This is a genomic window from Halobellus rarus (genome assembly GCF_024494595.1).
Taxonomy (GTDB): Archaea; Halobacteriota; Halobacteria; order Halobacteriales; family Haloferacaceae; genus Haloquadratum; species Haloquadratum rarum.
Genome location: NZ_JANHDI010000014.1, coordinates 28,391 through 54,858, shown reverse-complemented (window position 1 = coordinate 54,858; position 26,468 = coordinate 28,391). Strand labels below are relative to the sequence as shown.

28 protein-coding genes and 1 tRNA gene are annotated in these 26,468 nt (G+C 66.8%); 16 read left to right on the top strand and 13 right to left on the bottom strand.

Features of this window, described 5'->3' with window-relative positions:
- The first annotated feature begins 28 nt into the window (after positions 1-28).
- Entirely contained in the window at positions 29-1,339 is a 1,311-nt protein-coding gene (locus tag NO876_RS15985) for a M48 family metallopeptidase (protein WP_256422665.1), read from the top strand.
- A gap of 16 nt (positions 1,340-1,355) precedes the next feature.
- Here the strand turns inward: NO876_RS15985 and NO876_RS15980 are convergent, their stop codons facing one another.
- Together NO876_RS15980 and mch are read right to left on the bottom strand one after the other, a co-directional pair.
- Complete coding sequence (locus tag NO876_RS15980) at positions 1,356-1,844, bottom strand: double winged helix-containing putative transcriptional regulator (RefSeq protein ID WP_256422664.1); 489 nt, start codon at positions 1,842-1,844, stop codon at positions 1,356-1,358.
- Between the two features lie 6 nt (positions 1,845-1,850).
- A complete protein-coding gene (gene mch, locus NO876_RS15975) occupies positions 1,851-2,795 on the bottom strand; it encodes a methenyltetrahydromethanopterin cyclohydrolase (protein ID WP_256422663.1) in 945 nt (314 codons plus the stop codon).
- Between the two features lie 144 nt (positions 2,796-2,939).
- Here mch and NO876_RS15970 point away from each other — a divergent pair, with 144 nt between their 5' ends.
- From NO876_RS15970 to NO876_RS15955, 4 genes are read left to right on the top strand one after another with little or no spacing between them, the layout of a single operon-like run.
- Positions 2,940-3,719: an SDR family oxidoreductase gene (locus tag NO876_RS15970; protein ID WP_256422662.1), complete on the top strand. Its 780-nt coding sequence runs from the start codon at positions 2,940-2,942 to the stop codon at positions 3,717-3,719.
- A complete protein-coding gene (locus NO876_RS15965) occupies positions 3,716-4,864 on the top strand; it encodes an NAD(P) transhydrogenase subunit alpha (RefSeq protein WP_256422661.1) in 1,149 nt (382 codons plus the stop codon). The genes NO876_RS15970 and NO876_RS15965 overlap by 4 nt, the downstream gene beginning before the upstream one ends.
- Positions 4,865-4,882: 18 nt before the next feature.
- Positions 4,883-5,167, top strand: a complete 285-nt coding sequence (locus NO876_RS15960) for an NAD(P) transhydrogenase subunit alpha part 2 (protein WP_256422660.1) — start codon at positions 4,883-4,885, stop codon at positions 5,165-5,167.
- Positions 5,168-5,170: 3 nt separating this feature from the next.
- Entirely contained in the window at positions 5,171-6,607 is a 1,437-nt protein-coding gene (locus NO876_RS15955) for an NAD(P)(+) transhydrogenase (Re/Si-specific) subunit beta (RefSeq protein WP_256422659.1), read from the top strand.
- An 82-nt stretch (positions 6,608-6,689) separates the two neighbouring features.
- On the opposite strand, the gene NO876_RS15950 is transcribed toward NO876_RS15955, so the two are convergent.
- Positions 6,690-6,844, bottom strand: a tRNA-Met gene (locus NO876_RS15950).
- A gap of 91 nt (positions 6,845-6,935) precedes the next feature.
- Positions 6,936-7,625: a TVP38/TMEM64 family protein gene (locus tag NO876_RS15945; protein WP_256422658.1), complete on the bottom strand. Its 690-nt coding sequence runs from the start codon at positions 7,623-7,625 to the stop codon at positions 6,936-6,938.
- A gap of 151 nt (positions 7,626-7,776) precedes the next feature.
- Between NO876_RS15945 and NO876_RS15940 the strand changes: the two genes are divergently transcribed.
- Positions 7,777-8,298: a DUF5830 family protein gene (locus NO876_RS15940; RefSeq protein WP_390277460.1), complete on the top strand. Its 522-nt coding sequence runs from the start codon at positions 7,777-7,779 to the stop codon at positions 8,296-8,298.
- A gap of 40 nt (positions 8,299-8,338) precedes the next feature.
- Here the strand turns inward: NO876_RS15940 and NO876_RS15935 are convergent, their stop codons facing one another.
- Complete coding sequence (locus NO876_RS15935) at positions 8,339-9,763, bottom strand: DUF7115 domain-containing protein (RefSeq protein ID WP_256422657.1); 1,425 nt, start codon at positions 9,761-9,763, stop codon at positions 8,339-8,341.
- A 102-nt stretch (positions 9,764-9,865) separates the two neighbouring features.
- On the bottom strand, positions 9,866-10,276 hold the full coding sequence (locus NO876_RS15930) for a winged helix-turn-helix transcriptional regulator (protein ID WP_256422656.1): 411 nt from the start codon (positions 10,274-10,276) through the stop codon (positions 9,866-9,868).
- Between the two features lie 139 nt (positions 10,277-10,415).
- Here NO876_RS15930 and NO876_RS15925 point away from each other — a divergent pair, with 139 nt between their 5' ends.
- Positions 10,416-10,976, top strand: coding sequence for a DUF2703 domain-containing protein (locus tag NO876_RS15925; RefSeq protein ID WP_256422655.1), 561 nt, complete (start codon positions 10,416-10,418; stop codon positions 10,974-10,976).
- A gap of 27 nt (positions 10,977-11,003) precedes the next feature.
- On the opposite strand, the gene carA is transcribed toward NO876_RS15925, so the two are convergent.
- On the bottom strand, positions 11,004-12,068 hold the full coding sequence (carA, locus tag NO876_RS15920) for a glutamine-hydrolyzing carbamoyl-phosphate synthase small subunit (protein WP_256422654.1): 1,065 nt from the start codon (positions 12,066-12,068) through the stop codon (positions 11,004-11,006).
- Positions 12,069-12,165: 97 nt separating this feature from the next.
- On the opposite strand from carA, the gene NO876_RS15915 reads away from it, so the two are divergent.
- On the top strand, positions 12,166-12,588 hold the full coding sequence (locus NO876_RS15915; RefSeq protein WP_256422653.1) for an Lrp/AsnC family transcriptional regulator: 423 nt from the start codon (positions 12,166-12,168) through the stop codon (positions 12,586-12,588).
- Between the two features lie 50 nt (positions 12,589-12,638).
- Here the strand turns inward: NO876_RS15915 and NO876_RS15910 are convergent, their stop codons facing one another.
- A complete protein-coding gene (locus tag NO876_RS15910) occupies positions 12,639-14,075 on the bottom strand; it encodes a PKD domain-containing protein (RefSeq protein WP_256422652.1) in 1,437 nt (478 codons plus the stop codon).
- Positions 14,076-14,335: 260 nt separating this feature from the next.
- Here NO876_RS15910 and NO876_RS15905 point away from each other — a divergent pair, with 260 nt between their 5' ends.
- Entirely contained in the window at positions 14,336-14,539 is a 204-nt protein-coding gene (locus NO876_RS15905) for a 30S ribosomal protein S17e (RefSeq protein WP_256422651.1), read from the top strand.
- Between the two features lie 76 nt (positions 14,540-14,615).
- Here NO876_RS15905 and NO876_RS15900 read toward each other — a convergent pair whose 3' ends face one another.
- Together NO876_RS15900 and NO876_RS15895 are read right to left on the bottom strand one after the other, a co-directional pair.
- Positions 14,616-14,936 (bottom strand): DUF8022 family protein, encoded by a 321-nt coding sequence (locus tag NO876_RS15900; protein ID WP_256422650.1) that lies wholly within the window; start codon positions 14,934-14,936, stop codon positions 14,616-14,618.
- Positions 14,937-14,942: 6 nt separating this feature from the next.
- Complete coding sequence (locus NO876_RS15895; RefSeq protein ID WP_256422772.1) at positions 14,943-16,487, bottom strand: acyl-CoA carboxylase subunit beta; 1,545 nt, start codon at positions 16,485-16,487, stop codon at positions 14,943-14,945.
- A 169-nt stretch (positions 16,488-16,656) separates the two neighbouring features.
- Here NO876_RS15895 and NO876_RS15890 point away from each other — a divergent pair, with 169 nt between their 5' ends.
- On the top strand, positions 16,657-16,854 hold the full coding sequence (locus NO876_RS15890; RefSeq protein ID WP_256422649.1) for an HVO_0649 family zinc finger protein: 198 nt from the start codon (positions 16,657-16,659) through the stop codon (positions 16,852-16,854).
- A gap of 68 nt (positions 16,855-16,922) precedes the next feature.
- Here NO876_RS15890 and NO876_RS15885 read toward each other — a convergent pair whose 3' ends face one another.
- Positions 16,923-18,356, bottom strand: coding sequence for a sodium-dependent transporter (locus NO876_RS15885; protein WP_256422648.1), 1,434 nt, complete (start codon positions 18,354-18,356; stop codon positions 16,923-16,925).
- A 262-nt stretch (positions 18,357-18,618) separates the two neighbouring features.
- Here NO876_RS15885 and NO876_RS15880 point away from each other — a divergent pair, with 262 nt between their 5' ends.
- Positions 18,619-19,263 carry a potassium channel family protein gene (locus NO876_RS15880; RefSeq protein WP_256422647.1) on the top strand — a complete coding sequence of 215 codons (645 nt, stop codon included), beginning with the start codon at positions 18,619-18,621 and terminating at the stop codon, positions 19,261-19,263.
- Between the two features lie 244 nt (positions 19,264-19,507).
- A complete protein-coding gene (locus NO876_RS15875) occupies positions 19,508-19,708 on the top strand; it encodes a hypothetical protein (protein ID WP_256422646.1) in 201 nt (66 codons plus the stop codon).
- 208 nt (positions 19,709-19,916) lie between these two features.
- Here the strand turns inward: NO876_RS15875 and NO876_RS15870 are convergent, their stop codons facing one another.
- Positions 19,917-21,290 carry a sodium-dependent transporter gene (locus NO876_RS15870; RefSeq protein ID WP_256422645.1) on the bottom strand — a complete coding sequence of 458 codons (1,374 nt, stop codon included), beginning with the start codon at positions 21,288-21,290 and terminating at the stop codon, positions 19,917-19,919.
- 243 nt (positions 21,291-21,533) lie between these two features.
- The gene (locus tag NO876_RS15865) at positions 21,534-22,490 is read right to left on the bottom strand and encodes a quinone oxidoreductase family protein (RefSeq protein WP_256422644.1); all 957 of its coding nucleotides are present in this window, start codon (positions 22,488-22,490) and stop codon (positions 21,534-21,536) included.
- A 166-nt stretch (positions 22,491-22,656) separates the two neighbouring features.
- Between NO876_RS15865 and sucC the strand changes: the two genes are divergently transcribed.
- The 4 genes from sucC (at position 22,657) to NO876_RS15845 (ending at position 26,396) form a co-directional block, all read left to right on the top strand.
- A complete protein-coding gene (gene sucC, locus NO876_RS15860) occupies positions 22,657-23,802 on the top strand; it encodes an ADP-forming succinate--CoA ligase subunit beta (RefSeq protein WP_256422643.1) in 1,146 nt (381 codons plus the stop codon).
- On the top strand, positions 23,799-24,668 hold the full coding sequence (gene sucD, locus NO876_RS15855; RefSeq protein ID WP_256422642.1) for a succinate--CoA ligase subunit alpha: 870 nt from the start codon (positions 23,799-23,801) through the stop codon (positions 24,666-24,668). The genes sucC and sucD overlap by 4 nt, the downstream gene beginning before the upstream one ends.
- A gap of 92 nt (positions 24,669-24,760) precedes the next feature.
- Positions 24,761-25,198 carry a CBS domain-containing protein gene (locus NO876_RS15850; RefSeq protein WP_256422641.1) on the top strand — a complete coding sequence of 146 codons (438 nt, stop codon included), beginning with the start codon at positions 24,761-24,763 and terminating at the stop codon, positions 25,196-25,198.
- Between the two features lie 82 nt (positions 25,199-25,280).
- Positions 25,281-26,396 (top strand): DUF7350 domain-containing protein, encoded by a 1,116-nt coding sequence (locus tag NO876_RS15845; RefSeq protein ID WP_256422640.1) that lies wholly within the window; start codon positions 25,281-25,283, stop codon positions 26,394-26,396.
- Positions 26,397-26,468 lie beyond the last annotated feature (72 nt).

Below are 26,468 nucleotides of genomic sequence, written 5' to 3'. Positions count from 1 at the left end.
AAGTCCCGCGGGGCCCGACTGGGACGTAATGGTCGCAACTGCCGCGCTCGCGCTCGCCGGACTCCTCGTCGGGGTACAGTTGCTGGAGACGGGACTCGACTATCTGAACCTCCAGTACGGCGCCGACGCCGTCCGCGACGCCGACGAGTGGGTGCGGAACGCGCTCGACGTCGACGATCCCGAGGAGATGCTGGCGTATCAGCGCTCGAAGACGATCCTCTCCGGAGTCCAGTCCTGGCTCGGCGTCCTCGCCGTCGTCGCTATCGTCGTCTCGGGGCTGTACGGCGACATCGCGACGGTCCTGTCTCAGACCGGCCTCCCGAGCGTCGCCCAGGGCGTCGTCCTCCTCGCCGGCGCGGTCGTCGCCGGACGGCTGCTCTCCGCGCCGTTCGACGCCTACGAGACGTTCGTCGTCGAGGAGCGCTTCGGCTTCAACAACCAGACCGTCGCATTATGGCTCCGGGACCTCCTGATCGGGACGGTCGTCGCGCTCGCGCTCGGCGGCCTCGTCGGCGGCGCGATCCTCCTGGCGGTCGAGGCGCTGCCCGCGCTCTGGCCGGTCGTCGGCTGGGCGCTCGTGGTCGGCTTCTCGCTCCTGATGATGATCGTGTACCCGCGCGTGATCGCGCCGCTCTTCAACGACTTCGAGCCGGTCGCGGCCGGGAAGCTTCGGGACGCCGTCGAGGACGTCTTCGAGCGCGCGGGCTTCGAGTGCGAGCAGGTCTACGAGATGGACGCGAGCCGTCGCTCCTCGCACTCGAACGCCTACTTCGTCGGCTTCGGGCGGGCCAAGCGCGTGGTCCTGTTCGACACGCTCGTCGAGCAGATGGACCGCGAAGCGATCCAGGCGGTGTTAGCCCACGAACTCGCCCACTGGAAGAAGTCCCACATCTGGAAGCAGCTGGCGGCCTCCGCGGTGCAGATGGCCGTCGTCTTCGCCTTCCTGTGGTGGGTGACGACCTCCCAGTGGGTGTACGCGGCGTTCGGCCTGCCGAGCGAGGTCTACGCCGCGCTCGGGATCGGACTGCTGTACGCCGGCCCCGTCCTCACGCTCACCGCGCCGCTGACGAACCGCCTCTCGCTGGCCCACGAACGGGAGGCCGACGACTTCGCCGCGGAGACGATGGGCGAGGCGGGGTCGATGACGCGAGCGCTGGAGACGCTCGCGGGCGAGAACCTGAGCAATCCCTTCCCGCACCCGGCCTACGCCGCGTTCCACCTGACGCACCCGCCCATCCCCGAGCGGATCCGTCGGCTCCGGGAGCAGTACGGCGACGATGGTGGAGATGAGGGCGTTGCAGGCGACGAACGCGGGCCGGACGTCCCGCCGGCGGCGTAGCGGGTCGGCCGTGGCTTCACTCGACGCGGACGTATCCCTCGTCGCGCTCGGCGGCCAGATCGAGGACGACGGCCCACGCCAGGATCCGCTCGACGCGCTCGCGCCACACGTCGCGCCAGTCGCCGGCCGCGCGGTGGGTCTCCCAGACGGGGACGCGATCCTCGAACTCCGCGAACACCGCTTCGACCGTGCGCGGTTCGTCGGCGTCGAGCGCGTCCAGCACCTCGCGAGCGCCGTAGATCCGCCGCTCGAACGCCGATCGGAGGTGCTGGGTCGTCGGCTCCGTCGATTCGCGGACGAACCCCGACGGCGTCTCCGACGCCAGTTCGAGCGCGCGCAGGAACGTGAGCCACGTCCGCGCGACGTCGCGACTGGGGAAGTCGAGGCGTCGCAGCAGGCGGGCGCAGCAGTCGTCTTCCGAGGCCGGCACGAGCGGGACCGCGCGCTGCGCGTCGACGACGACGTCGAGCGACTTCGGGGCCTCGGGGAGGAGTTTGAATCGCACGGGTCCCTACGAGCGGTAGCCGAACGACTCCGCGAGGAGCTCCTCGTCGGTCTCGCCGAGGACGCGCGTCGGCCCGTCGACGACGTCGATCGTCACCGCCGCGGGTGCGAAAATCGTCTCTGGAACCTCGTAGAAGTCCCAGCCGGCGTCGTCGAAGATCTCCTCGAACGGCGTCCCGTACTCCTCGCGCGCGCTCGATGGGACGCGGTCGAACGCCTCGAAGTCCTCGGCGACGGTGAGGTGGACCTCGCCGCCGTAGGCGACGGCGTCGTTCGTCCGGGCCATCGCGACGCTCTCGTCGTAGCTGACCGGCGCGATCGGGGCTGAGCCGAACGCCGACTGGACGTTGCGGACGTCGTAGCCGAGCTCGAAGAGGCGGAAGAGCGCGAGTTCGGCCGCGCGAGCGGCCGCGGTGACGCTCCCAACGGTCGAGCCCGTGGCGTAGGCGGGGAGGAAGACGCCCGAGGGTTCGACGCCCGCGCGCTCTGCGACGTGCTCGGCGATGCGGTCGCCCGGGAGGTCGATGCCCTCGACCGAGAGGACCGTGAGGTCGAACTCGTCGAAGTAGTCCAACTCGTGGAACTCGTCCTCCTCGGCGACGAGCGCGCGGGCCGGGCCGGAGCCGAGGCCGTCGTACGGCGGGTCTTCGAAGGTGAGCTCCCAGCCGGCCTTCTGCGAGCAGAGAAGCGAGAGCGCGGGGTTGTCGGTCTGCAGTTCGACGTGGGGGGTCGGCGCGCCCGCGACGTCGTCCATCCGGGTCTGAACCGTGGAGAGTCCTGCCGTCTGGACCTCGGCCAGCAGCATCCCGGCCTCGACGCCGCCCTGGGCGTCGACGCCGAAGTCGAGGACGGTCGCCCCCGACTCCAGTTCGTGCGGCGCGACGCGGAGTTCCTCCGCGAAGTCGATGGCCTCGTCGATCAGCTCGATGGCCATCCGGTTGATCGAATCCATACTCCCGAGTTACTCGTCGTCCGGTAAAGACGTTGGTAGTCGGTACTGGTTCCGTCAGCGATCCGGTCGTGATGCGCCGACCCGGACGGTACGCACTTCATATTTATACCAAATAGTCACCTCTATCACAGTGGTGAAATACGGATGTCACTTCTCGACGGAACAACGGCGGTCGTCACCGGCGGTAGTTCCGGGATCGGCCGAGGGATCGCACGCGGCTTCGCAGAACACGGTGCTGCGGCGGTCATCGTAGCCGACGTCCGCGAGGAACCGAAAGAGGGCGGCGTCGCGACCCACGAACTGCTCGAAGCCGAAACCGACACCGTCTCGGTATTCGTGGAGTGTGACGTCACGAGTCGGTCGGACCTGACCGAGGCGGTCGAGGCCGCCGAGGCCGCCGGCGGTATCGACGTTATGGTGAACAACGCGGGCATCTGGCGCTCGGAGGAGTTCTTCGAGGTGACCGAAGACGAGTATCGGCGGATGATGGACATCAACCTCGCGGGCGCGTACTTCGGCTCGCAAATCGCCGCCGAGCGGATGATCGAGAACGAGGAGGGCGGCGCCATCGTCAACGTCTCCAGTATCGCGGGACTGTTCGGCAACGGAGGGTGGCCGACGTATTCCGCATCGAAGGGCGGGCTGACGACGCTGACGTACTCCCTCGCGCACAAACTCGGGGGACACGGGATCCGGGTGAACGCGATCCACCCCGGCGGGATTCAGACGATGATCGCCGGCGAGGCTTCGGAGCCGGAGGCGGCGGCCGAACAGGCTCGACAGTTCACGCAGATGGTTCCGCTCGGGAGATACGGACAACCGGAGGACGTCTCCGGCGCCGCGACGTTCTTGGCGAGTGACCTGGCGAGCTACGTTACCGGTGAATCGCTCGTGGTCGACGGCGGCTGGACGAGCTGGCGATGAGGATCGGCGTCCCGGGTGAAACAGCCGCGGACGAATCGCGCGTCGCGCTGGTCCCACCGGTTGCGGAGAAACTCGTCGACCGCGGTCACGAGGTGACACTGGCGGCCGGCGCGGGGACCGGCACCGATTGGAGCGACACGCAGTACTCCGCAGTCGGTTGCGACGTCGTCGAGAGCCGTGCGGAGGTCTTCGAACGATCGGAAGTCGTCCTGCAGGTCCGTGCCCTGGGGAGTCTCCCCGAGACGTCGATCGATCCGTATCGAGACGGACAAACCGTCATCGGTCTCCTCGGCCCCTACAACATCGGCGACGAGACGTTCGAGGTTCTCGCGGAGCGTCGAATCAGTGCGTTCGCGCTGGAACTCGTCCCGCGAACCGGCCGAGCGCAGAGTATGGACGTCCTGACGTCGATGGCGAGTGTGGCCGGGTACAAATCGGTCGTGATGGGTGCAGATGCGTTGCCGAGCCTGTTCCCGATGCAGATGACCGCTGCGGGGACGGTGCGCCCCGCCGACGTCTTCGTCGTCGGCGCGGGAGTCGCGGGGTTACAGGCCATCGCCACCGCCAAACGCCTCGGTGCACGGGTGCGCGCGTACGACATCCGACCGGCCGTCAAAGAGGAGGTCGAGAGTCTCGGGGCGGACTTTCTCGAACTCGATCTCGAGACGGCCGAGACCGCGGCCGAGAGCGGGTACGCGAGGGCACAGGACGAAACGTTCTATCGCCGACAGCGGGAGGCGATGACCGCGGCGGTCGGGAACGCGGATGTCGTGGTCACTTCGGCCGCAGTTCCGGGTCGGACGGCTCCGACGCTCGTCACGGCGGAGATGATCCAGGGGATGGACGCCGGCTCCGTCGTCGTCGACCTCGCGGCCGACGGCGGCGGGAACTGTGAGCCGACCCGGCCGGGTGAGACGGTCGAGTACGATGGCGTCACGATCCTCGGTCCTACGAACCTTCCCGCAACGGTCTCTCACACGGCCAGTCGGCTCTTCGCGAACAACGCCACCAACTTTCTCGATAATCTGCTCGAAGATGAACAACTCTCTGTCGACGTCACAGACGAGATCGTCGACGCGACGCTCCTCACGCACGAGGGAACGATCCGAACGCCACACAGGACAGGTGAGATCGATGCCGCATAACCCGCGGAGGTGGCCGTGATGGCGTTCGTGGAGAATCTGACGCTGTTCGTCCTCGCCGGCTTCCTCGGGTACGAACTTATCACCAAGATCCCGGCGACGCTGCACACGCCGCTCATCTCGGGGACGAACGCGATCTCGGGGATCACGCTGATCGGCTCCGTCGTCGTCGCCGGATCGGGACACTCGACGCTCGCATCCGTTCTCGGCTTCTTCGCGGTCGTCTTGGCAACCGTCAACGTCGTCGGCGGCTACCTCGTCAGCCACCAGATGCTCCGGAATTTCGGCCGCCGGAGGGGTGAGTGACCGATGGCGGGACTCCTCGATGGCCTTCCGCAGGACACGCTCCCCCTCGTGTACCTCGTATCCGGCGTGCTGTTCATCGTCGGCCTTCGGAAACTGACGCACCCGCGAACGGCCGAACAAGGCAACCTCATCTCGGCGACTGGGATGGCGCTCGCCGTCGGGGTCACCGTTCTCTGGTTCGAGATCCTCGAACCGCTCGTGCTGGGGGCCGCGCTGCTGGTGGGCGCCGGTATCGGTACCTGGCTGGCAGTTTCCGTCGAGACGACTGAGATGCCCCAGTTGATCGGGGTTTTCAACGGGTTCGGTGGCGGAGCGTCCGCACTCGTTGCGGGCGCGGAACTCGTCGGTCAGGTCGGCGCACTCGGAGCGAGTGGACTCTCGGCCACGGCGACGGGAGCCGCCGCCGTTACCGGATTGATCGGCGCAGTCACGTTCTGCGGCAGTCTCGTCGCCGCCGGGAAACTGCACGGGATCTACGAAAATCCGATTCACTACCCCGCCGAGAACGCGATCAAAGTCGGGGTTCTGAGCGTCGCGGTGAGCGCCGGACTGGTGCTCGTTACCCGGATCGACCTGGTGCCGATGGGGGAGCTGGTCGCACCCTACTGGGCGTTACTTGCCGTGGCTTCGGTTCTCGGCGTGCTGTTGGTCGTCCCGATCGGCGGTGCGGATATGCCCGTCGTGATCGCACTGCTGAACGCCTTCTCCGGACTGGCGGCCGCCTCGACGGGCTTCGTGTTGAACAACAGCGTTCTCATCATCGCCGGGACGCTCGTCGGGGCGTCTGGACTCATCCTGACGAGGATTATGTGCCGGTCGATGAACCGCTCGCTGGTGAACGTGCTCTTCGGTGGCCACGGTGGACCGACTGCGACGAGCGGGGCTGAGGCGGATATCTACGAGGGGAACGTCGTATCGACGTCTCCGGAGGAGGTGGTAATGCTCCTCGAGACCGCTCGGCGCGTGGTGATCGTGCCGGGCTACGGGATGGCCGTGGGACAGGCCCAACACGCCGTCGCCGAGTTAGCACAGCTACTCGAGGACGACGGCGTGGACGTCGTGTTCGGCATTCATCCCGTCGCGGGCCGGTTGCCCGGTCACATGAACGTCCTGCTGGCCGAGGCGAACGTCCCCTACGAGCGGATGCGGGAGCTCTCGGAGATCAATCCGACGTTTTCGCAGACGGATCTGGTCCTCGTCACGGGCGCGAACGACGTCGTGAATCCGACCGCCTACTCCGACAGCGCGAGCCCGATCGCGGGGATGCCCGTCCTGGACGTCTGGGAGGCCCAGACCGTCGTCGTCAACAAACGAAGCCTGAGCCCCGGGTACGCGGGCATTCCGAACCCGCTGTTCGCGATGGACAACGCGCTGATGCTCTTCGGTGACGCGAGAGATTCGATGCAAGCGCTTGTCAACGAATACAAACGGGGGCGCTGACGGTCCGACTTCGTTGGAAGCCGTTCCCCGCGGAACGCCCTCGCGGAAGGCACTGCTCGACTAGAACTCGAAAAGCGATGAGTGCCCGGGGTGGGCTCCGAACCCACGATCTCCGCATGTCCCAGGTCCGAGGCTCGGCGGGCCCCGTGGGGAGCGGCGGAGGCTTCCAAGGCGTACCGCACCGAATCTCAGGAAACCCTATGAGTGCGGCGCTATGTCCAGCTAAGCCACCCGGGCTCGTCTCACCGTTGGCCGATGACGTTCTTAAACCTTCGCAAGTCCGACGACGGCGAGGCCGTCGCCCGCTCCGTACGTATGCGCGTCGGGATCACGGGTCCCCGTCAGCGGCGTCGCCCGTGTCCACGTCGACGCTGCTACCGCCGGTCCGATCGCGATACCACTCGTAGGCGGTCGGGCCGAGCAACAACGCGGCTGCGATCCCCGCGGCCGCGACGAGGCGGAGGTCGGCCGCCCCCGCGACGTCGCCGGCGGCGAGCGTCTCGGCGGAGGATCCGGCGAGCACGCCGGCGACCACCCACGGGACTTCGCCGATCGCCGTCCCGACGAGGAACGTCGAGAGCCGAACGCCGGCGATGCCCGCGGCGACGCTCACGACGTCGGAAGGCGCGGGAACCAGTCGGCTGGCGACGACGCTCCGGATTCCGCCCGTCCGGTCGACGAACGCCTCGCCCGCGTCCGCGAGCCCGCCGCCGCGGCCGAAGCGTCGGGCCAGGAGAAACGGCGGGACGCTCGTGAGCGCGACGAGCGCGAGCGCCAGCGGGAACCCCGCTGGGCCGAGTCCGTAGCCCAAGAGCACCGCCAGGAGCGTCGTCGGCCACGCGAGCAGCGGCCTGACCGCGGCGAGCGCGACGGACGTCGCGACGAGTCGCATCGGATCGGACACGAGCCACGACGCGCGGGAGAGCACCGCGTCCGGGGAGACGAGGAGCGCGCCCACGATGACGACAGCGAGCGCGGCCCCGGCGACGACGCGCACGCGTAAACGAGACCGATCCATCGTGTCCGCGTCGCTCCCGGGCGGGCATAACAGTTATTTTGTCGCTGTGGCCCCGACGGACGGTCGAACCGTGGCCGACGACGAACAGCCGGACCTCTCGGCGTTCGAGACTGGCGACGCCGAGAGCGGTTCGGCCGATGCCGAGGGCGACGTGGGCGACGCCGACACCGTCGAGGAGGGAGCCGAGCGTCACGCCGGAGACGTCAAGGACACCGAGGACGCCAGCGACACCGGAGACGCCGGTGACGACACCGAGGGCGCCGCCGAAACCGACGTCTCCGGTGCCGCGAGCGTCCGCCCCGTCTCGGAACTCGACCGCGGCGAGCGCGTCGAACTCGGCGTCGACCTGCTCGCGCACGTCGAGCGGGAGTCGCTGTCGCTGTCGGAGGCGGTCGATCGAATCGAGTCGGTGACGACGAATCCCGCGTTGACCCGAGAGATCCTCGACACCGCGGAGCTTCGCGGCGTCATCGAACGCGAGGAGGGTCGGCTCCGGACGCGACGGGGCGGCACCTTCGTCCGGTTCGAACGGCAGGTCGTAGAGCGCGAGGGAGACTACGAGTGCCGCCGCTGTGGGGCCGGCCTCTCGACGGGGCACTTCGTCAGATTCGAATCGGGCGAACTCGGCCCGTTCGGTCCGTCTTGCGTGCGGAAGATCCTCGGACGGGGGTGAACTTCGGGCGGGGTGAACGGCCGTGTGCGGCGGTGAGCGGTTACCGGCCGCGTCGGAGCTCTTCGATGAGCTGTTCGACCAGTTCGCGCTGCGCCTGCAACTCCGCGTTCTGGCGCTCGACCGTCTCGCGCAGGTCCGCCAGTTCGTCGAGGATCCGCTCGTCGGCCGCGGGCGCAGCCGATTCGAAGCCCGATCCCGCGAAGCCGGCGTCCGCTCGGCGCTGCGCCGGAGTCGCCTCCTGATCCGGCCGCTCCTGGCCCGGGGCTGTTCCGGTACCCCCTGCACTCGCGTCCGAGCGTTCGCCGTGGCTCGCGTCCTCGGAGGGCTCCCGGGCCGGGTCGGCTGCGGCGGGTCCAGTCGCTTCGGAGGCCGGTGTCGTCCGACCCTCTTCGGCCTCCCGTGGTGGTTCCGACCACGAGGCCACGGCGTCGCCGGGATCGGTCTCTTCGGCCTCAGCGCTCGCTCCGGTGGTCGAATCCCTCTCCTGCCCCGTCTGACTCTCCGATGTCGCTCTCGGCTGGCGTTCCGATGGCGATTCCGGCTCGTTTCTCGACGGCGCGTCCTTGGCGCTGCCCGTCGCCTGCTCCGCCGAGAGCGGGTCGGTCTCGGCTTCCGACTCTGTCGGTCGTTCGACCTGCTGAGCGACGGCGTCGGGGGTTCCGGCCGGCGGTTCCGATCCGCTCTCGCCCGCGTCCTCCGAGCGCGTCGCGTTCTCCGGCAGTTCCTCGGGCTCGGCGGGATCGGCGATCAGCGGATCGGGACCGTCGCCGAAGGAGACGTCCCGTCCCTGAGCGTCGTCGGCCGCCTCCTCCGGCTCGTCCTCGTCGGGTTCGGCGGCGGCGCGGAGTTCCTCGACCGAGTCGACCCCCCAGTAGGACAGAAGCGACGTCTCCAGGGCGGCCCGGACCGCGCGGGCCTCGTCGTTCGGGGCCTTGAACCGCTCCTGTCGGCCGTTCACCGTCAGGACGACGGAGGTGGCGACGCTGCCGTCCTCGAAGTCGAGGTCGCTCACGTCGCCGTAGTGGTAGGTCTCGCAGTCCTCGTCCCACAGGCTCGCGCCGATGTGGCGGACGACGCGCTCGCCCGCGATCGCGATGGTGAGTTCGCTGAACCGGAAGAGCCGCTCCATCGGTTCGTCGGCTTCGAGGACGCCGTTGGCCTTGAGCACGCCCTCGACGATCGGCTGGAGCGCCCGTTCGAGTCGCTTCGCCGGCAGCGAGATCGTCTTCTCGCCGTCGAGACCGTAGTCGAGCTTCACCTTCGCCTTGCGGCGGCCCTCCGAGACGGTGACCCGCTCGGCCTCGTGGGGGTACTCCTCGACGGATTCGTCGGAGAGCAGTCCCTCCGCACGATAGAGCAGGGTCCGCGTCGGCGTCACGTACAGTTCGTCCTCGCCGCCGAGGTCGACTCGCGCGACCACGTCCTCGTCGGCGAGGTCGGCCTGGACGATCTCCGGTTGGCTCATAGATCCGTTCTCCGCCCGTTCGATCATAAATCCGTGGGTATTGTTCGCGGGGGGTAGCGCGTGAAACAGTCCACAGTCGAGACTGACTGCCTCAGTTCGGATTCAACATCGATCAGTGACCGTCACGCAGCCGTTTTCGAGTGCTTCGCCTCGACACTCTTGGGAGGGAGTTGAACAGTCGATGGTTGCGTTTTCCGCTTCTTGATCGTGCAACTCGAAGAGCGGTTCCAACTCTCGAAGCCGAGTGGCGATTTCAGTTCCCTGTTCGGTCAGTGAGTACGTCGTTTCGGGCGGGGTCGTGTCCGCGACCGTCCGCTCGACGAGCCCGTGGCACCGAAGCTCTTTGAGCCGTCGAGACAACATCGGTGCGGTCAGGCCATCGAGTTCGCGCTGGATGGCGTTGAACCCGTAGGGATCGTCCGAGAGGAGTCGGAGGATGTGCAGGGTCCATTTGGGCCCGAGGACATCCTGCAACCCGTGCCATTTCGCTTGCCACTGCTCACTTTCGCCCATTACATCGACGTTAGCGGCCGTAGCGTCATATACGTTCGTCGTATCCCTTCTTGCACCCCGGGGGGTTTCGATACGATAACCTCGTATATGTTTTATCACTGACTAATATATGCCTCGTCAGGACGCACTTCGAGATGCGATGAACGATCCCACAGACAGCGAGGCTGTCTCGATTGTCCGGCCAACGCCCGAAGAGTACGCCCGGCGGACGGTCACCGTCGATTTCCTCTATCTGAACAACGAATCCTGCGACCGATGCATGGGGACCGAAGCAGCGCTCGAGACGGCACTCCGACGTGTCGGACCAATCCTCGATGCGCTGGACGTCGGTATCACTGTCAGAGACGTCCACGTCTCGACGCTGGCGGCCGCGGAAGCGGCGCAACTCGCCGTGTCGCCGACGATTCGTATCGGTGGCCGGGACATTCAACCCGAGTATCTCGAAAACACCTGCGAATCGTGCGGTGACCTCTGTGCGTGTGAGGGTGCTGTCGATTGCCGCCGCTGGCGATACCGCGGTGAGGAACACTCGACAGCGCCTGTCGGACTACTCGTCGAGAAATTAGTTCGCGCCCTTGCGCCGAACGGAATGCAGTTTGATGACCCGGGCGAGAGCCAGGCGTATCAGCTTTCGTCGAACGTTCGGGGCTTTTTCGAAAGCTCCGGCGACGATGAATCGGATTGCGGCTGCGGTTGCTGAGTTACGACGCCAGGTACAGCGGCGCAATCAGTCGTCGGCGACGACGTGCTGTCCGCTCGCGGTCATCGCGAGGACGTCGTCGAAGAAGTCGAGCGAGTCGTGCGGGCCGGGGTGTGCCTCGGGGTGGTACTGCCGGGTGATGACGTCGAGTTCGTCGTTCGCGAGGCCCTCGGCGGTGCCGTCGTTGACGTTGACCTGCTTGACGTCGAGTTCGTCGCCGGGTTCGCCGACGGTGTAGCCGTGGTTCTGCGTCGTCATCACGACCCTCCCCGAGTCGAGGTCGCGGACGGGCTGGTTGACGCCGCGGTGGCCGAAGTCCATCTTCTCGGTGGTGCCGCCGAGCGCGCGCGCGACGACCTGCTGGCCGAGACAGATGCCCGCGATGGGCACCTCGCCGACGTGCTCTTCGACGAGTTCCTGTGCGGCCTCGAAGTTCGCCGGGTCGCCCGGCCCGTTCGAGATGAACAGGAGGTCGGGATCGACCGCGGCGAGTTCCTCGGGGGTCGTGTCGTACGGGAGCACGTGGACGGTGGCGTTCCGTTCGACGAGCGACTCGACGATCGACATCTTCGCGCCGCAGTCGACGAGCGCGACGTCCGTATCGCCGTCACCGTAGGTCGTGTGTTCGACGGTCGAGACGCGCTCGCCGATGTCGACGTGCTCGCTCATCCCCTTGCACTCTTCCAGTTCGGCCTTCGCGTCCTCCGGAGTGACGTCCTCGCCGACCGCGATGCCGCACTTCATCGCCCCCTCCTCGCGAATGGAGGTGACGAGGTCCCGGGTGTCGATGTGATCGATCGCGGGGACGTTCTCCGCCTCGAGCCACTCGACGACGTCCTCGGTGAACTCGTGAGAGATGGCTGCGCGCGGGTGGACGCGATCGGACTCGAATCGCTCTTCTCGGACGCCGTAGTTGCCGATGAGCGGGTACGAGAACGTGAGGACCTGCTCCTCGTAGGAGGGGTCCGTCAGGCTCTCCTCGTAGCCGGTGTAGGCGGTCGTGAACACTAACTCGCCGCGGGTCCGTCCCGGAGCGCGACCACGAGCCTCGATCACGCGGCCGTCCTCCAGGGCCAGATAGGCGTCCGACATTACGAGAAACGCACGCGATCCGGGGGCATAAGTGTTACTTTCGTAGCTCAGTTACGATTTTCGTAATCGGTAAGCCCCCGGGGGCCGTTGGGCCGCTATGGACGACCTCGACCGGCAGATCCTCGACATCCTGCGGCGAGACGCTCGGACCCCCTACACGGAGATCGCCTCGCGAGTGGGAACCTCCGAGGGGACGGTCAGGAATCGCGTCGAGCGGTTGACCGAGGAGGGTATTATCGAGCGATTCACCGTTTCCACGCGGACCGGGAACATCAAGGCGATGATCGAGGTGTCAGTGAAAGTCGACGTCGACACCACCGAGATAACGGAGCAGATGACCGAGTGGGAGCAGGTCGACTTCGTCTGGCAGGTCTCCGGCGAGGAGGACGTCGTCCTCGTCGTCGACGCCGCCGACACGCGCGCGGTGAATCAACTCATCACCCGCGCGCGGGAACTCGACGAGGTGAAGAACACGAAGACGCGGCTGATTCTCGACGAGCGCCTCGGCCGGTCGCCGTAGACCGACGCTGAGAGCCCGACCGAGTGGTGACCGATCGTCGGAGGATTCGGTCAGGAGGCGCTGTCGTTGGACGCAAACTGCTCGTGGTACTCGTTTTCGATTTCGAGTCGCGTCTCGCGGCTCAGTTCGTCGAGCGGCTCTCCGTATTGGTCGTCCGCGATCTCGATGCGCGTTCGAACGTCGCCGGGAGTGATTCCGTCGGCGAACGGCTGTCGGTTGTAGAGTTCTTCCATCTCGCCGGCCGTTTCCGTGCTCAGATCACTGAAGCGGTAGCCGTACTTTGCCAGGGATATGTCGTCGCGAGTGTACTCGCTCTCCGTCTCTGCCGCGCCGAACTGCTCGTCGAAAGCCCGTTGCACGTCGACGGTCCGGTTCCGGTTCAGCCCGTCGAAATCGTTACCGTACCGTTCGTTCGCGAGTTCGTCGCGCGTCCGGACGTCACCCGGTGGCGTCTCGTTGGCGAACGGTTGTCGGAGGTACAGTTCTTCGACCTGGCGCGCCCGGTCGGTCCCCAGATCGCTGAAGTTCGCGTCGTACTTCGCTCGGGCAATCGCTCCGCGCGTGTGGGCTTCGTCGTGGTCCGGGAACGCGTCCTCTCGGGTGACGGGCTCGACGGTGACGACGACGCCGTCAGTGTCGGTCCCCCCCTCGTGATCGGTGACCGCAACCTCGAACGAGAGATCGGTCACTACGTCGACGGACGGAGCCGTGAACGTGGGTGAAGCGGACGCCGTATCCGAGAGGGTAACGTTCGGACCGGACGTCTGCGTCCACGCGTACGACTCGATGCTGCCGTCCGGGTCCGAGGACGCCGTCGCGTCGAGCGTCACGTTCGCGTCTTCGGAAACGGTCTGATCGCTCCCGGTCTCGGCCGACGGCGGGCGGTGGTCGCCGTCGTCCGAGTCTTCGGCCCGCCGACTCACCGTGACGCTGACGGTATCCGTAGCGGTCGCACCATCGTCGTCACGGACGGTAAGCACGAACGTGAGGTTCGTTCGTTCCGCGTCGATCGATGGTGCGGTGAACGAGGGAGTCCGCGTCTCCCGATCGTCAATCGTCACGTTCGGTCCGTCGGCCTGTCGCCACGCGTACGAGTGTATTTCGCCGTCGGGATCGGTTGATCCGCTCGCGTCGAGCTCCGTGACTCTTCCCTCGGGGACCGTGCGGTCTCCGCCGGCGTCGGCCGACGGTGCCGCGTTCGTGGGTCCGGCAGTGACCGTTCCGGACTCGGTCTCGTCGCTGTCGTCGACCGTTTCCGTCGGGTCGTCGCCCTCGCTACCCGACGAGTAATCGGCACCATCGGTAGATCCCGACCCCTCCGCGGTGGCCGCCGGTTCTCCACCGGCTACGTCCTCTTGGGATTGCGCCGGCGAGGCGATCTGCAACCCGTTCGTTCCGCCGATATCGGTCGCTGCCACGTAGCCTCCACCGGCGAGTAACACGACGGTGGCGATTCCGATTGCGACGGCCTTCGATGAATCGATCATACTCGTCAATCAATCTCATATTCACCGGAGTAGCCGATTGTTATTCCATTGCAAACGCCATTCGGCGTCACCGTTACCGAGGAACTATTCAAATAGATCACAATCCGAACCTGTCCGCGTGTGCGAACGGGGATGCACGACGATTCAGCTGTCGTGGAGGACGATCGAAACCCGCCTTCGGGACGGTCCATACTGCGTCTGCTCCCCCTCGGTCGGACGAAGACGAAACTTTACTAAACTCGCCGAGTAGTAGAGGCCATATGGCGATCAAACCCAAGTACGTCAAACAGCTGGGGAAGCTGCTCTTAGAGAAGTATCCGGACGCGTTCAACACGGACTTCGAGACGAACAAAGAGAGCGTCTCGACGCTCACGAACGTCGAATCGAAGGGCGTCCGAAACCGGATCGCGGGTTACATCACGCGCAAGAAGAGCGGCGGCAACAAGCCCTCCTCCTCGGCGTAAGTTCCCCTTCGGAGTCGTCGACGCTGCGAGACCTCGCTCCCGAGTGTGGGAGCGACGGCTGTGGCGACACCGCTCGTCAGAACCGGTCCGCGCGCGCCGCGGCCGTCCACTTCTCGCGCGGTGCGCCGTCGGGGACGCGCCGGAGCCGTCGGCCGCTCGTTGCGGTCACGCGCCCGGCGAACGTCCACTTCTCGCCCTCCCACGTCGGTTCCGATCGGGCCGCCGCGGCCGCCACGGCGGCCGCCGCTCGCTCGCCGTCGGCGACGTGGGCTGCGATCGCCGCGACGATAGCCGCCGCCTCCTCGTCGGTGGCGTCGTCGGGCAGCGACAGATAGTCCGCGACGTCGGGGAGGTTCGCGCCGGCGTCGTCGTCAGAGAGATCAGTCTCGGTTCCCATCGTCGGTCAGATCGGGAGGTTTCCGTGTTTCTTGTCGGGCAGGGACCCCCGCTTCGAGCGGAGCATCTCGAGGTCCGAAACGAGCCGAGAGCGCGTCTCCGGCGGTTCGATCACGGCGTCGACGAAGCCGCGATCCGCCGCCGTGTAGGGGTTCGCGAACTCCTCGCGGTACTCCTCGATCAACTCGTCGCGGCGCTCCTCGGGGTCTTCGGCGGCGGCGAGTTCGTCGCTGTAGAGGATGTTGACCGCGCCCTGTGGTCCCATCACCGCGATCTCGGCGGTCGGCCACGCGTAGTTGACGTCGGCTCCGAGGTGTTTCGAGGCCATCACGTCGTAGGCGCCGCCGTAGGCCTTCCGGGTGATTACGGTAAGCAGCGGGACGGTCGCCTCCGAGTAGGCGTACAGCAGTTTCGCGCCGTGGCGGATGATCCCGTCGTGTTCTTGGTCCGTGCCGGGGAGGAAGCCGGGGACGTCGACGAAGGTGACGATCGGGACGTTGAACGAGTCGCAGATGCGGACGAAACGTGAGGCCTTCTCGGAGGCCTCGATGTCGAGCGTGCCGGCGTTGACTCGGGGCTGGTTCGCGACGACGCCGACGGAGTGGCCGTCCAGTCGGGCGAAGCCGACGAGGACGTTCTTCGCGAAGCCCTCGTGGACCTCGAAGAACGACCCCTCGTCGAGGACGCCCTCGAAGACGTCGCGCATGTCGTAGGGTTTTCTGGGCTCGTCGGGGACGACGGAGTTCAGCGTTTCGTCGGCGCGCTCGGGGTCGTCCCACGGTTCGACGCGCGGCGGGTCCTCGACGTTGTTCGGCGGGAGATACGACAGGAGCCGTCGGATGTCGTCGAGCGCCGCCTCCTCGCTCTCGCAGGCGAACTGCGCGACGCCCGAGGTGGAGGCGTGCGTGACCGCGCCGCCGAGCTCCTCGAAGCTCACCTCCTCGCCAGTCACGGTCTTGATCACGTCGGGGCCGGTGATGAACATGTGGCTCGTGTCCTTCACCATGAACGTGAAGTCAGTGAGCGCCGGCGAGTAGACCGCGCCGCCGGCACAGGGTCCCATAATCGCCGAGATCTGGGGGACGACGCCGGAGGCCTCCGTGTTCCGGCGGAAGATCTCCGCGAATCCCGCGAGCGACTGGACGCCCTCCTGGATCCGCGCGCCGGCGGAGTCGTTGAGGCCGACGACCGGCGCCCCGACCTCGACGGCCTTGTCCATCACCTTCGTGATCTTCTCGGCGAGGACCTCGCCGAGCGAGCCCCCGAAGACGGTGAAGTCGTGGGCGAAGACGAACGTCTTTCGCCCGTCCACTTCGCCGTAGCCGGTCACGACGCCGTCGCCCGGGAGCTGTTTTTCCTCCATCCCGAAGTTGTGGTTCCGGTGGGTCCGGAGCTGGTCGATCTCGTTGAAACTCCCGTCGTCGAGGAAGTAGTCGATGCGCTCGCGGGCGGTCATCTTCCCCTTCTCGTGCTGGGCGTCGATGCGTTCTTGGCCGCCACCTTTCAGCGCGCGCTCGCGCTTTTCGCGCAGCTCCTCGATACGGTCCTCCATCGTCACGTCGGACCACCTCCGATCATCGTCCCGTACGTACCGACGGGAGGCAAAAGGGTTTCCGCAATCCGACAAAGAACGGTTCGTCGAACGTCGAAACTCTTGGCAGAGATATAAATGAACGATAATTATATTTATTGCCTAGGACAGCGTGGTAACAATTAACACAATGGCGAGTACGAACAGATCTCCGTTCGAGCGGCTTCGGAACCAGTACAGCGAGGTCGATCTGGTCTGTCCGAAGTGCGGCTACGACGACGCCGACGGCGAGTGGCAGGCGGTGACGACCGGCGGGGTGGTTCAGTACCGACACATCTGTCCGAGCTGTGGGTCGATCCGTCGCCGGACGATTTCTCTCGGACCGTGAACTGAGCGAGGCGCGCGGAAGCTCACCGTTACTCTCTCATCCGAGCGAACCCGGGCACGGTCGGGCAATCAGACCAGCGATCGCTCGGTCCGGAGCCCGACGAACGCGACAGCGCCGGCGAGGACGGCGACGAGCACCGTCGGCCAGAAGCCGAGGCTGGCGTCGACGCCGAACGTCGTGAGCAGCGTGAAGAGGAGGAAGATCGGGAGTGCGACGCCGGTGGCCAGCAGCCACGGCGTCGCGAGCGCGGCCGAGAAGCTCCCCGCACCGGAGCGGAACTCCGCGACGGCGTCGCGACCCATCACCCAGCCGACGAAGACGAGCACCGCGGTCAGCCCGGCGGTCAAGAGGGTGTCGACGAGCGGGCCCGCGACGAAGCCGAACACGCCGGTCCCGGCGATGGTCGGGTTGATGGCGCAGACGCCGCCGGTCACCACGACGGCGGTCGTGACGAGCGCCACCGCGCGCTGCCGCGAGAGGCCGTACTCGTCGACGAGGAACGAGACGGGGATTTCGAGCATACTGATCGAAGAGGACAGCGCCGCGAGGACGACGACGCCGAAGAACGCCGTCGCGACGAGTGAGCCAGCGGGTAGTTGGGAGAACGCGCCGGCGAGACCGACGAACAGCGCGCCCGGACCGGGCGCGGTCTGAGAGGGATCGACGCCGAGGGAGAACAGCAGCGGAAAGACGACCAGTCCCGCGAGCACGCCGACGAGCGTGTTCAGCACCGCGATGACCGTCCCGTCGAACGGCAGCGAGCGGTCCTCGTCGATGTACGAGGCGTAGGTGATCATCGTCCCCGCACCGAGCGAGAGGGTGAAGAGCGCCTGTCCCGCCGCGGGTGCGAGCACGTCGAAGAAGTTCGCACGGACGGTCGCGAGGTCGAACCGGAGGTAGAACGCGTACGCCTCGGCCGCGCCCGGTCGCGTGCCGGCCCAGACCGCGAGGCCGATGAGGAGCGCCAGCACCGCGGGCATCATCACTTTCGTCCCCAGTTCGATCCCGCGACGGACGCCGGCGTAGACGACGAGCGCCGTCAGGCCGAGAAACAGCAGGTGAAAGCCGAGCGCGTCGAGGCCGGCGGCGGCCCCGCCGAAGTACTCCCCCGGCGCGGCGAAGTACGCGGGTCGCGCGCCCGCGAGTCCGAGCGCGCTCTCGCCGAAGTACCGGAGGATCCACCCGCCGACGACGCTGTAAAAGGAGATCAGCGCGATCGCGGTGACGACGTAGAAGACGCCCCAGAGACCCCACGCGCGGGATCCGGAGAGGTCTCGCAGCGCGCCCACCGGGCTCTTCTTTCCTCGTCGGCCGACGACGAACTCTCCGAGCAGGCCGGGGACCCCGACGAGCAGTACGATTCCGAGATAGACCAGTAGAAAGGCGCTCCCGCCGTTGTCCGCCGTCACCCACGGGAAGCGCCAGATGTTCCCGAGTCCCACCGCCGATCCCGCGGCGGCGAGAATGAACCCCGCCCGCGTCGCCCACGTCTCTCGTGCCATTGGCTCTCACTCCCTCGCTCGGGAGTAAGTGGCTTTCGGACCGTATCTCTCTCAAATCGCCGATACAACGGACGTTCGTGACGAATTCGGGTATCGTCGGGACACCCACGCGGGACGGCGCTGGAACCCGGTGGAAGTGATCGCCCCCCGCGAGGTGTGGGCAGCAGTCGCCGCGTCGATTTCTCCTCCACAGGAGTCGCCCACTTGAAAGCCACCAGTGACCCGGGCCGAGGCTTATTTGGTACTACTATAATGAACGTATATGACTGATACGGAGCACGTCGTGATCGCCGGGAGCGGACGGGTCGGGCACCGAGTCGCACAGCACTTCGCCGACCGCGGTCGATCGGTCACCGTCATCGATCCCGATCCGGTCGGGGAGTTCGAGGGCGACGACGTCGAAACCGTTCAGGGCGACGCGACGAAGCCGTCGGTGCTCGAAGCGGCCATCACCGACCAGACGGGTGTCGTCGGCGCGCTGACGGACAAAGAGGACACGAACCTCGTCGTCTGTATGGCGGCGAAGCGGTACGCCACGGGGCTTCGGACCGTCGCTCGCATCGAGGACCGCGCCGGCGACGAGTACGAGGCGTACGTCGACGAGGTGTACTTTCCCGAGCGCGCCAGCGTCCGCGCGGCGGTCAACGCGCTCACCGGGAGCGACGTCCGCACGCTGGAGGAGGTCACCGGCGAGTTGGAAGTGCTCGACGTCCGGATCGACTACGACGCGCCGGCCGCCGGAGCGGTGGTGTCGGACGCCCTCCCGGAAGGGTCCGTGGTCATCGCCGAGTCGGGCGGTCACGTCGCCGTCCAGCACTCGACGAAACTGATCGAGGGGCGTCGCTACCTCATCGCGGCCGACCGCGACGTCGTCGGCGAGGTCATCGAGCAGTGCCGATCAGCATAACTCACACCGTTTAGCCGGTTCGAAAAACGTCAGACCCCGCCGGTGAACCGCTCGCTTCGTCGCTGGCGTGAAGCGCTGGCTTCCGGTGAGACCGTCGGTGTCGATCGGACCGCGGACGGTCAGCACAGATTGTGCGCGTATTGCGCGGTTGTCGTAGTTCGTCCGGTCAAACGCCCTTGTCGGAAACAGCATTTCACATTTCGAATGGCAAAGGCCAAACGTCGCTCCCCCGTACCATCGGTCAATGAGCGAGTCAAAAGACGCGGACGCGAGGCCGAAAATATCAGTCGCAGTTGTAGATGAGACGCACGCGAACGAGATCCCCGACAACATTGACTCTGAACTCTACACGACGACGAGACCAGAGTCATCGTTGGTTGAATTTACGGCCGACCCTGACGGTGAGCTGGCGGAGGCACTCAGGCGGAACGGATTCGACGCGTGAACGAATCCACTGTCGGTCGCGTGTTCCGTTGAGTTACGTCTCGAACACCGCTGGAAAGTATCTTTGAACTGGCGGAATTCCCACCGGGCAGCACGCAGGTTCTCACGGCTGGTTCGGCCGGAAAACTATGAAAACAACACCCTCCGAAGTGTTCTCTGATACTTCTCACCGAAGGTACTCTCGGATGAAAACTCGCTCGGAGTCTCGCTTATAGCGGCGGGACGATCGCCGGGTTCTCGGCGAAGAACAGCGTCTGCACGCCGAGTGCGAGGGTGAGAACCACGCCGAGGACGACGACCGTCCGGACGAGCCACAGCCACGTCATCCCGACGCCGCCGCCCAGCGAGGAGCCGCTGAGCAGTTCGGCGACGGCGGGGCGACCGTACACCCACCCGATGAAGAGGAGCACGCCGAGCACCGACAGGGGGAGCAGGAGTTGGTACGCGAGCGTGTCGAACCAGGTGAGCCACGGCGTGTCCCACGCCGAGGGAATCCCGAGCAGGAAGATGAGTCCGCCGAGGGCGGTGGCGACCTGCGGTCGGCGCGCGCCGTGGTTGTCGACGGCGTAGGAGACGACCACTTCGAGCAGGCTGATCGCCGACGACAGCGCCGCGATGAGGACGACGGCGAAGAAGACCGCGCCGACGAGGCGGCCGGCCGGGAGTTCGGCGAACGCCGTCGCGAGGCTGACGAACAGCGCGCCCGCGCCGCCGCTGCCGGGTTCGATCCCCTGGACGAACAGGAGCGGAATGACCACGAGTCCGGCGAGGATGCCGACCGCGCTGTTGAGCACGACGACGGTGATGCTGTCGCCGAAGAGGCTCTGGTCGTCCCCGACGTAGGACGCGTAGGTGATCATCGCACCCATCCCGAGCGACAGCGAGAAGAACGCCTGACTCACCGCGAAGGGAATGATCTCCGTGAGCGGACCGCTAAAGGAGGGCAACGGATCGAAGCTGATACTCAAACTGAGCTGTGAGAGATCGGGCGAGAGGAAGTAGCCGTACCCCGGAGTCGCGCCGGGGAGCGTGAACACCCAGACGGCGAGGACGCCGAGGATGACGACGATACTCGGAACCATCAGTTTGGTCGCCTTTTCAATTCCATCTTCGACGCCGCTCGCGACGATGGCGACGACGAGGATCATGAACAGCGCGTGGAGTGCAAGCGCGTCGAGGCCGGCCGAGACCTGTCCGAAGTAGGCGGCCGGATCGGCGAAGTACGCCCCGGTGACGCTGCCGCCGATGTAGCGGAGGACCCACCCGCCGACGACGCTGTAGTACGAGAGGATCCAGAAGCCGGTGCCGACGCCGAGGACGCCGACCCACTTCCAGTTACTGAACCCGAGTTTCTCGAACGCGCCGATGGCGTTCAGGTTGCTCTTCCGGCCGATGACGAACTCCGCGAGCATCGCCGGCAGTCCGATTCCGATCGCGGCGACCAGATAGACGACGAGGAACGTCGCCCCGCCGTACTCGGAGGTCTTGAACGGGAACTGCCAGATGTTTCCGAGGCCCACCGCCGAGCCGACGGCGGCGAGGATGAACCCCGCGCGCGTCGCCCACGTCTCTCGTTGACTCATACTGTCTCGGCGTAGTCGACGGGCAAGTGATAAGATGCGCGATTATCGGCCGAATATCGCGAGAGAAATGTACACGACTGGCTCTGGAGTGACATTTTTGTACAGACGTAGGCGAAACTCGCTCGACCGGCCGTTCGTGCCACCCCCGTTGGCCGTCGATGAGATCGCCGTCGCCTTCGGACCGTTCCTCCCGGTGCCCGTCGTGGCGTTGCCGTGGGCGGCGCGCTCTCGGACCTGACGCTCCTACGGTGTCACCACGAGCTTCCCGACGAAGCTGTCCTCCAGGACCGCGCGCTGGGCCTCGCCCGTCTCGTCGAGTTCGTAGGTCTCGTAGATCACGGGCGCGATTTCCTCGCGGACGCAGAGGTCCGCCAGCCGAGCGAGTACCGCGCCGATGTCGTCGGCGTTGTACATCGACATGAACTGGTACCGGATCTCCTTGCTCTTCGTGACGCCGATGTCCGTGAAGCCTCCCTCGGCGGTGTCGTTGCCGATGCCGATCACTCGCGCGCCCGCGTTCGCGACGTCCGCGTTGAACTGGAGGTACTGATCCATGTGCAGGTCGACGATCACGTCCGCGCCGCCGGCGTCGACGACGGCGGCGTCGAGGTCCTCGCGGGCGTAGTCGAAGACCGCGTCCGCGCCGAGGGATTCGAGTTCGTCGGCGTGATCGGGCGAGGCGGTCGCGAGGACGCGTGCCCCCATCGTCTCCGCGAGCTGGATCGCGACGTGGCCGACGCCGCCGCTGCCGCCGTGGACGAGCACCGTCTCGCCCGGTTCGACCGCGGCGTGGTGGACGAGCCCCTGCCACGCGGTCGTCCCGACGAGCGCGAGCGCCGCGGCCGTGTCGAAGCCGACTTCCTCGGGGAGGTGCGCGAGGAAGTCCGCGGGCGCGGCGACGCGTTCGGCGTACGATCCGGGCATTCCGTTGCCGAGGCCCGTTCCGAACACGCGGTCGCCGACCGCGAAGTGCTCGACGCCCTCGCCGACCGCGGCGACGGTGCCCGCGACGTCGGACCCGCCGACGAACGGCAGGTGCGGCACGGGATACTCGCCCTCGCGGAAGTACGTGTCCACCGGGTTCACCGCGGCGGCCTCGACGTCGACGAGTACCTGGTCGTGGCCGGGTTCGGGGTCGTCGACCTCGTCGACCGTCAGTACCTCGGGGCCGCCGTGCTCGTGGAATCTGACTGCGCGCATTGGGATGCGCTTCCGGGCGGAGAGTGATAAAGGATATCGAAGCGAGCGAGCCCCCGCACCGGGTGTTCTGGGGTCGCGGGACTCCGCTGCGTATCGACGTGATCCGCCCCATCGCGGAGACGGATATCGACGGGCTTTATGCGGGCGCGCGCCCCTCTCTCGGACGATGCGCTTACACGAATATCAGGCGAAGGATGTCTTCGCCGATGCCGGGGTACCCGTCCCCGAGTCGCACCTCGCGACGACCGTCGAGGAGGTCGTCGAGGCCGTCTCGGAGATCGGCTTCCCGGCGGCGATCAAAGCACAGGTACACGTCGGCGGGCGCGGGAAGGCCGGCGGGATCAAGATCGCGACCAGCGAGGAAGAGGCCCGCCAGTACGCCGAGGACATCCTCGGGATGGACCTGAAGGGCTACACGGTCGAGAAGGTCCTCGTCGAGGAGGGCGTCGACTTCGAGAACGAACTGTACGTCGGGATCACGATGGACCGCGGCGAGGGCGAACCCGTCGCGATGGTCTCCACGGAGGGCGGCGTCGACATCGAGTCCGTCGCCGAGGAGACGCCGGAGGCGATCGCCCGCGAGCACATCGACCCCGCGTTCGGCCTGCACCCCTATCAGGCCCGGAAAGTCGTCTACGACGCCGGCATTCCGAAGGACGTCGCCGGCGACGTCGCGTCGATCCTCTCGACGCTCTACGACCTCTACGAGTCGAAGGACGCCTCCGAGATCGAGATCAACCCCGTGATGGTCACCGCGGATCGAGAGGTCATCGCGGCCGACGCCGTGATGAACATCGACGAGGACGCGCTGTTCCGCCAGCCCGAACTCGCGGAGATGGAGGACGAGGCGGCCGCCGACGACCTCGAGGCGAAGGCCAACGAGTACGGCTTCGACTACGTCCGCCTCTCGGGTAACGTCGGCATCATCGGCAACGGCGCGGGCCTCGTGATGACGACGCTCGACCTCGTCGATCACTTCGGCGGGCAGCCCGCGAACTTCCTCGACATCGGCGGCGGCGCGAAGGCCGAGCGCGTCGCGAACGCCCTGGACATGGTCTTCTCCGACGAGAACGTCGACGCGGTCGTCTTCAACATCTTCGGCGGCATCACCCGCGGCGACGAGGTCGCGAAGGGGATCAACGAGGCGCTCGAATCCTTCGAGGAGATCCCGAAGAAGGTCGTCGTCCGACTGGCCGGCACGAACGCCGAGGAGGGAATGGAGATCCTCAACACCGACCTCGTCGACGTCGAGGCGACGCTGGAGGACGCGGTACAGCGAGCGGTCGAGAACGCACAGGAGGCATCCCAATGAGCATCTTCGTCGACGACGACACGCGAGTCGTGGTACAGGGAATCACCGGTGGGGAGGGCAAGTTCCACACCGAACAGATGATCGAGTACGGCACGAACGTCGTCGCGGGCGCGGTCCCCGGCAAGGGCGGCCAGGAGGTCGCCGGCGTTCCCGTCTACGACACCGTCGACGGGGCCGTCGAGGCCGAGGACGCCGACGCCTCCGTGATCTTCGTCCCGCCGGCGTTCGCCGGCGACGCGGTCTTCGAGGCCTTAGATACGAATCTCGACCTCGTGGTCGCGATCACGGAGGGCATCCCGACGCAGGACATGGCGAAGGTGAACAAGCGCCTCTCCGAGACGGACACCCGCCTCATCGGCCCGAACTGCCCCGGGATCATCACCCCCGGCGAGGCGAAGTTGGGCATCCTCCCGGGCAACATCTTCGAGTCGGGCGACGTCGGCCTCGTCTCTCGCTCGGGGACGCTGACCTACCAGGTCGTCTCGAACCTGACCGAGAGAGGGCTCGGCCAGACCACCGCGATCGGCATCGGCGGCGACCCGATCATCGGGACGTCGTTCGTCGACGCCCTCGACGCCTTCGAGTCCGACCCGGACACGAAGGCGGTCGTGATGTGCGGCGAGATCGGCGGCGAGGACGAGGAGCAGGCCGCGAAGTTCATCGCACAGAACATGGACACGCCCGTCGCGGGCTTCATCGCCGGCCGGACCGCGCCGCCGGGCAAGCGGATGGGTCACGCCGGTGCGATCGTCTCCGGCTCCGGAACGGGGACCGCTCAGTCGAAGATCGACGCGCTCAACAACGCGGGCGTCCCCGTCGGCGACACCCCCAACGAGGTCGCCGAGTACGTCGAAGACTTCCTGTAGGCGCGAGGCGGACGTCGGCGCCGGCCGAGACGGCTCTCGCCCCGCCGCCGACCCAGTGCGGTCTTTTTGTATTCCGGGCGTCTTCGGCCACTATGCGCGTCAGCGATATCTGCTCCTCGTCGGTCGTGACCGTCGACGTCGACGCCTCGCTCGCCGAGGCCGTCGGCCGGATGCTCGACGCCGACGTCGGGAGCGCGGTCGTCACCGACGACGGGGCCCCCGGCGGGATCGTCACCGAGAGCGACGTGCTCGAAGCGACGCACCGGAGTGACCAGCCGCTGTCGTCGATCGACGTCAGGCGCGCGGCCAGCGCGCCGCTCGTCACGATCGGCCCGTCCGCCTCACTCCGGCGAGCGGCCAAGCAGATGCGCGAGCGCGACGTCCACCGCCTCGTCGTCGTCGACGGTATCGACGTCGTCGGCGTCGTCTCGACGACGGACTTGATCGCCAACTACGGGGGAATCCGCGAGGAGGAGCGAAAGCACGCCGACGCGGAGTACGAGTGGCTCACGCGCGAGGACGTGCGGTAAGACCGTCCCGTCGCTCGATTCGCTCCATCCGGTCGACGTTCGGAACCGTCATCACCGTCGAGTCGCAAGTTCGAGAGAGACGATGGCACCTTCACCTCCGACGCGGACTCACTCGGGGCGGACCCGGCGCGCGTTCCTCGGGAGCGTCGCGGCCGGCGGACTGCTCGGGACGGCCGGCTGTCTCCAGACGCTCGGGTTCCGGCGGCAGTCCCTCTGGCGGGACCCGCCGCTGGCCGAGGATCGCCCCGACGCGGTCTACGTCCCCGCGGTCACCGAGGGGATGGGGATGTACGGTCGCGCGACCGCCGGTCGGTACGGCGTCGCGCTCACGTACTCCTATCCGCACCGATTCTGGACGCTGACTGGAGACGAAAAGTCGAAGACGGTCGTCGAGGCCGACGACGACGTACACCTGATGGCGTCGCTGTGGGACACCGAGACCGGGATGGCCCTCCCGATCGACTCCGGACTGTCGATCGAGATCCGAAACGAGGCGGGACTCGTCTCCCAGGAAATCGCCTATCCGATGCTCTCCCAGCAGATGGGGATGCACTACGGCGACAACTACGCGCTCGACGGCGTCGGGACCTACGAGGCGCGGGTACAGATCGGCGGCGTCTCGCCCCGTCGGACGGGCGGCTTCGCGCAGGCCTTCGAGTCGGCGGCAACGGCCACGATAGAGTTCGAGTTCGATCCCGACCAGCTGTCGGCGATCGAAATCACCGAGACCGAGAACGGCGGCGAGCGCGGCGCGGTCCCCCCGATGGAGATGGGCGACGTGCCCGTCGGCCGCGCGCCCGACGCCGACTCCCTGCCCGGGCGACACCTCGGAGGCGGGAGCGTCGGCGACGTCGTCTTCGAGGCGTTTGCCGTCGACAGTGAGGAACTGGACGGTCGGTTCGACGCCGACCCGTATCTGTACGTCTCCGCGCGGACGCGGCACAACGGGATCGTCCTCCCGATGATGGGCCTCGAAGCGACGGTGAGCCGGGACGGCGAGACGGTCTCGGACGCGCGACTGACGTCGACGCTCGATCCGGACCTCGGGTATCACTACGGCGCGGCCGGCGTCGACGTCGCCGTCCGGACGGGCGACGAACTGACGCTCTCCGTGACGACGCCCCCGCAGATCGCTCGCCACGACGGCTACGAGACGGCGTTTCTGGAGACAGGCGACGTCGCGATTGGGGTTTCGTAAGCGACGTCGTACGCAACTCGCTATTCTTCGCTCCGCGAGGGCGGTCTCGACCGCGATGAATTGCCGCCGAAA

What these genes read in the sequence shown, in the direction of transcription:
- NO876_RS15850 (WP_256422641.1), top strand. Translation starts at nt 24,761, where the DNA reads ATGCGCGTCAGCGATATCTGCTCCTCGTCGGTCGTGACCGTCGACGTC.
- NO876_RS15875 (WP_256422646.1), top strand. Translation starts at nt 19,508, where the DNA reads ATGAGCGAGTCAAAAGACGCGGACGCGAGGCCGAAAATATCAGTCGCA.
- NO876_RS15895 (WP_256422772.1), bottom strand. Translation starts at nt 16,487, where the DNA reads ATGGAGGACCGTATCGAGGAGCTGCGCGAAAAGCGCGAGCGCGCGCTG.
- NO876_RS15930 (WP_256422656.1), bottom strand. Translation starts at nt 10,276, where the DNA reads ATGGGCGAAAGTGAGCAGTGGCAAGCGAAATGGCACGGGTTGCAGGAT.
- NO876_RS15945 (WP_256422658.1), bottom strand. Translation starts at nt 7,625, where the DNA reads ATGGATCGGTCTCGTTTACGCGTGCGCGTCGTCGCCGGGGCCGCGCTC.
- NO876_RS15880 (WP_256422647.1), top strand. Translation starts at nt 18,619, where the DNA reads ATGACTGATACGGAGCACGTCGTGATCGCCGGGAGCGGACGGGTCGGG.
- NO876_RS15955 (WP_256422659.1), top strand. Translation starts at nt 5,171, where the DNA reads ATGGCGGGACTCCTCGATGGCCTTCCGCAGGACACGCTCCCCCTCGTG.
- NO876_RS15865 (WP_256422644.1), bottom strand. Translation starts at nt 22,490, where the DNA reads ATGCGCGCAGTCAGATTCCACGAGCACGGCGGCCCCGAGGTACTGACG.
- NO876_RS15915 (WP_256422653.1), top strand. Translation starts at nt 12,166, where the DNA reads ATGGACGACCTCGACCGGCAGATCCTCGACATCCTGCGGCGAGACGCT.
- NO876_RS15985 (WP_256422665.1), top strand. Translation starts at nt 29, where the DNA reads ATGGTCGCAACTGCCGCGCTCGCGCTCGCCGGACTCCTCGTCGGGGTA.
- mch (WP_256422663.1), bottom strand. Translation starts at nt 2,795, where the DNA reads ATGGATTCGATCAACCGGATGGCCATCGAGCTGATCGACGAGGCCATC.
- sucD (WP_256422642.1), top strand. Translation starts at nt 23,799, where the DNA reads ATGAGCATCTTCGTCGACGACGACACGCGAGTCGTGGTACAGGGAATC.
- NO876_RS15935 (WP_256422657.1), bottom strand. Translation starts at nt 9,763, where the DNA reads ATGAGCCAACCGGAGATCGTCCAGGCCGACCTCGCCGACGAGGACGTG.
- NO876_RS15910 (WP_256422652.1), bottom strand. Translation starts at nt 14,075, where the DNA reads ATGATCGATTCATCGAAGGCCGTCGCAATCGGAATCGCCACCGTCGTG.
- carA (WP_256422654.1), bottom strand. Translation starts at nt 12,068, where the DNA reads ATGTCGGACGCCTATCTGGCCCTGGAGGACGGCCGCGTGATCGAGGCT.
- NO876_RS15965 (WP_256422661.1), top strand. Translation starts at nt 3,716, where the DNA reads ATGAGGATCGGCGTCCCGGGTGAAACAGCCGCGGACGAATCGCGCGTC.
- NO876_RS15905 (WP_256422651.1), top strand. Translation starts at nt 14,336, where the DNA reads ATGGCGATCAAACCCAAGTACGTCAAACAGCTGGGGAAGCTGCTCTTA.
- NO876_RS15970 (WP_256422662.1), top strand. Translation starts at nt 2,940, where the DNA reads ATGTCACTTCTCGACGGAACAACGGCGGTCGTCACCGGCGGTAGTTCC.
- NO876_RS15900 (WP_256422650.1), bottom strand. Translation starts at nt 14,936, where the DNA reads ATGGGAACCGAGACTGATCTCTCTGACGACGACGCCGGCGCGAACCTC.
- NO876_RS15885 (WP_256422648.1), bottom strand. Translation starts at nt 18,356, where the DNA reads ATGGCACGAGAGACGTGGGCGACGCGGGCGGGGTTCATTCTCGCCGCC.
- NO876_RS15870 (WP_256422645.1), bottom strand. Translation starts at nt 21,290, where the DNA reads ATGAGTCAACGAGAGACGTGGGCGACGCGCGCGGGGTTCATCCTCGCC.
- NO876_RS15845 (WP_256422640.1), top strand. Translation starts at nt 25,281, where the DNA reads ATGGCACCTTCACCTCCGACGCGGACTCACTCGGGGCGGACCCGGCGC.
- NO876_RS15925 (WP_256422655.1), top strand. Translation starts at nt 10,416, where the DNA reads ATGAACGATCCCACAGACAGCGAGGCTGTCTCGATTGTCCGGCCAACG.
- NO876_RS15890 (WP_256422649.1), top strand. Translation starts at nt 16,657, where the DNA reads ATGGCGAGTACGAACAGATCTCCGTTCGAGCGGCTTCGGAACCAGTAC.
- sucC (WP_256422643.1), top strand. Translation starts at nt 22,657, where the DNA reads ATGCGCTTACACGAATATCAGGCGAAGGATGTCTTCGCCGATGCCGGG.
- NO876_RS15960 (WP_256422660.1), top strand. Translation starts at nt 4,883, where the DNA reads ATGGCGTTCGTGGAGAATCTGACGCTGTTCGTCCTCGCCGGCTTCCTC.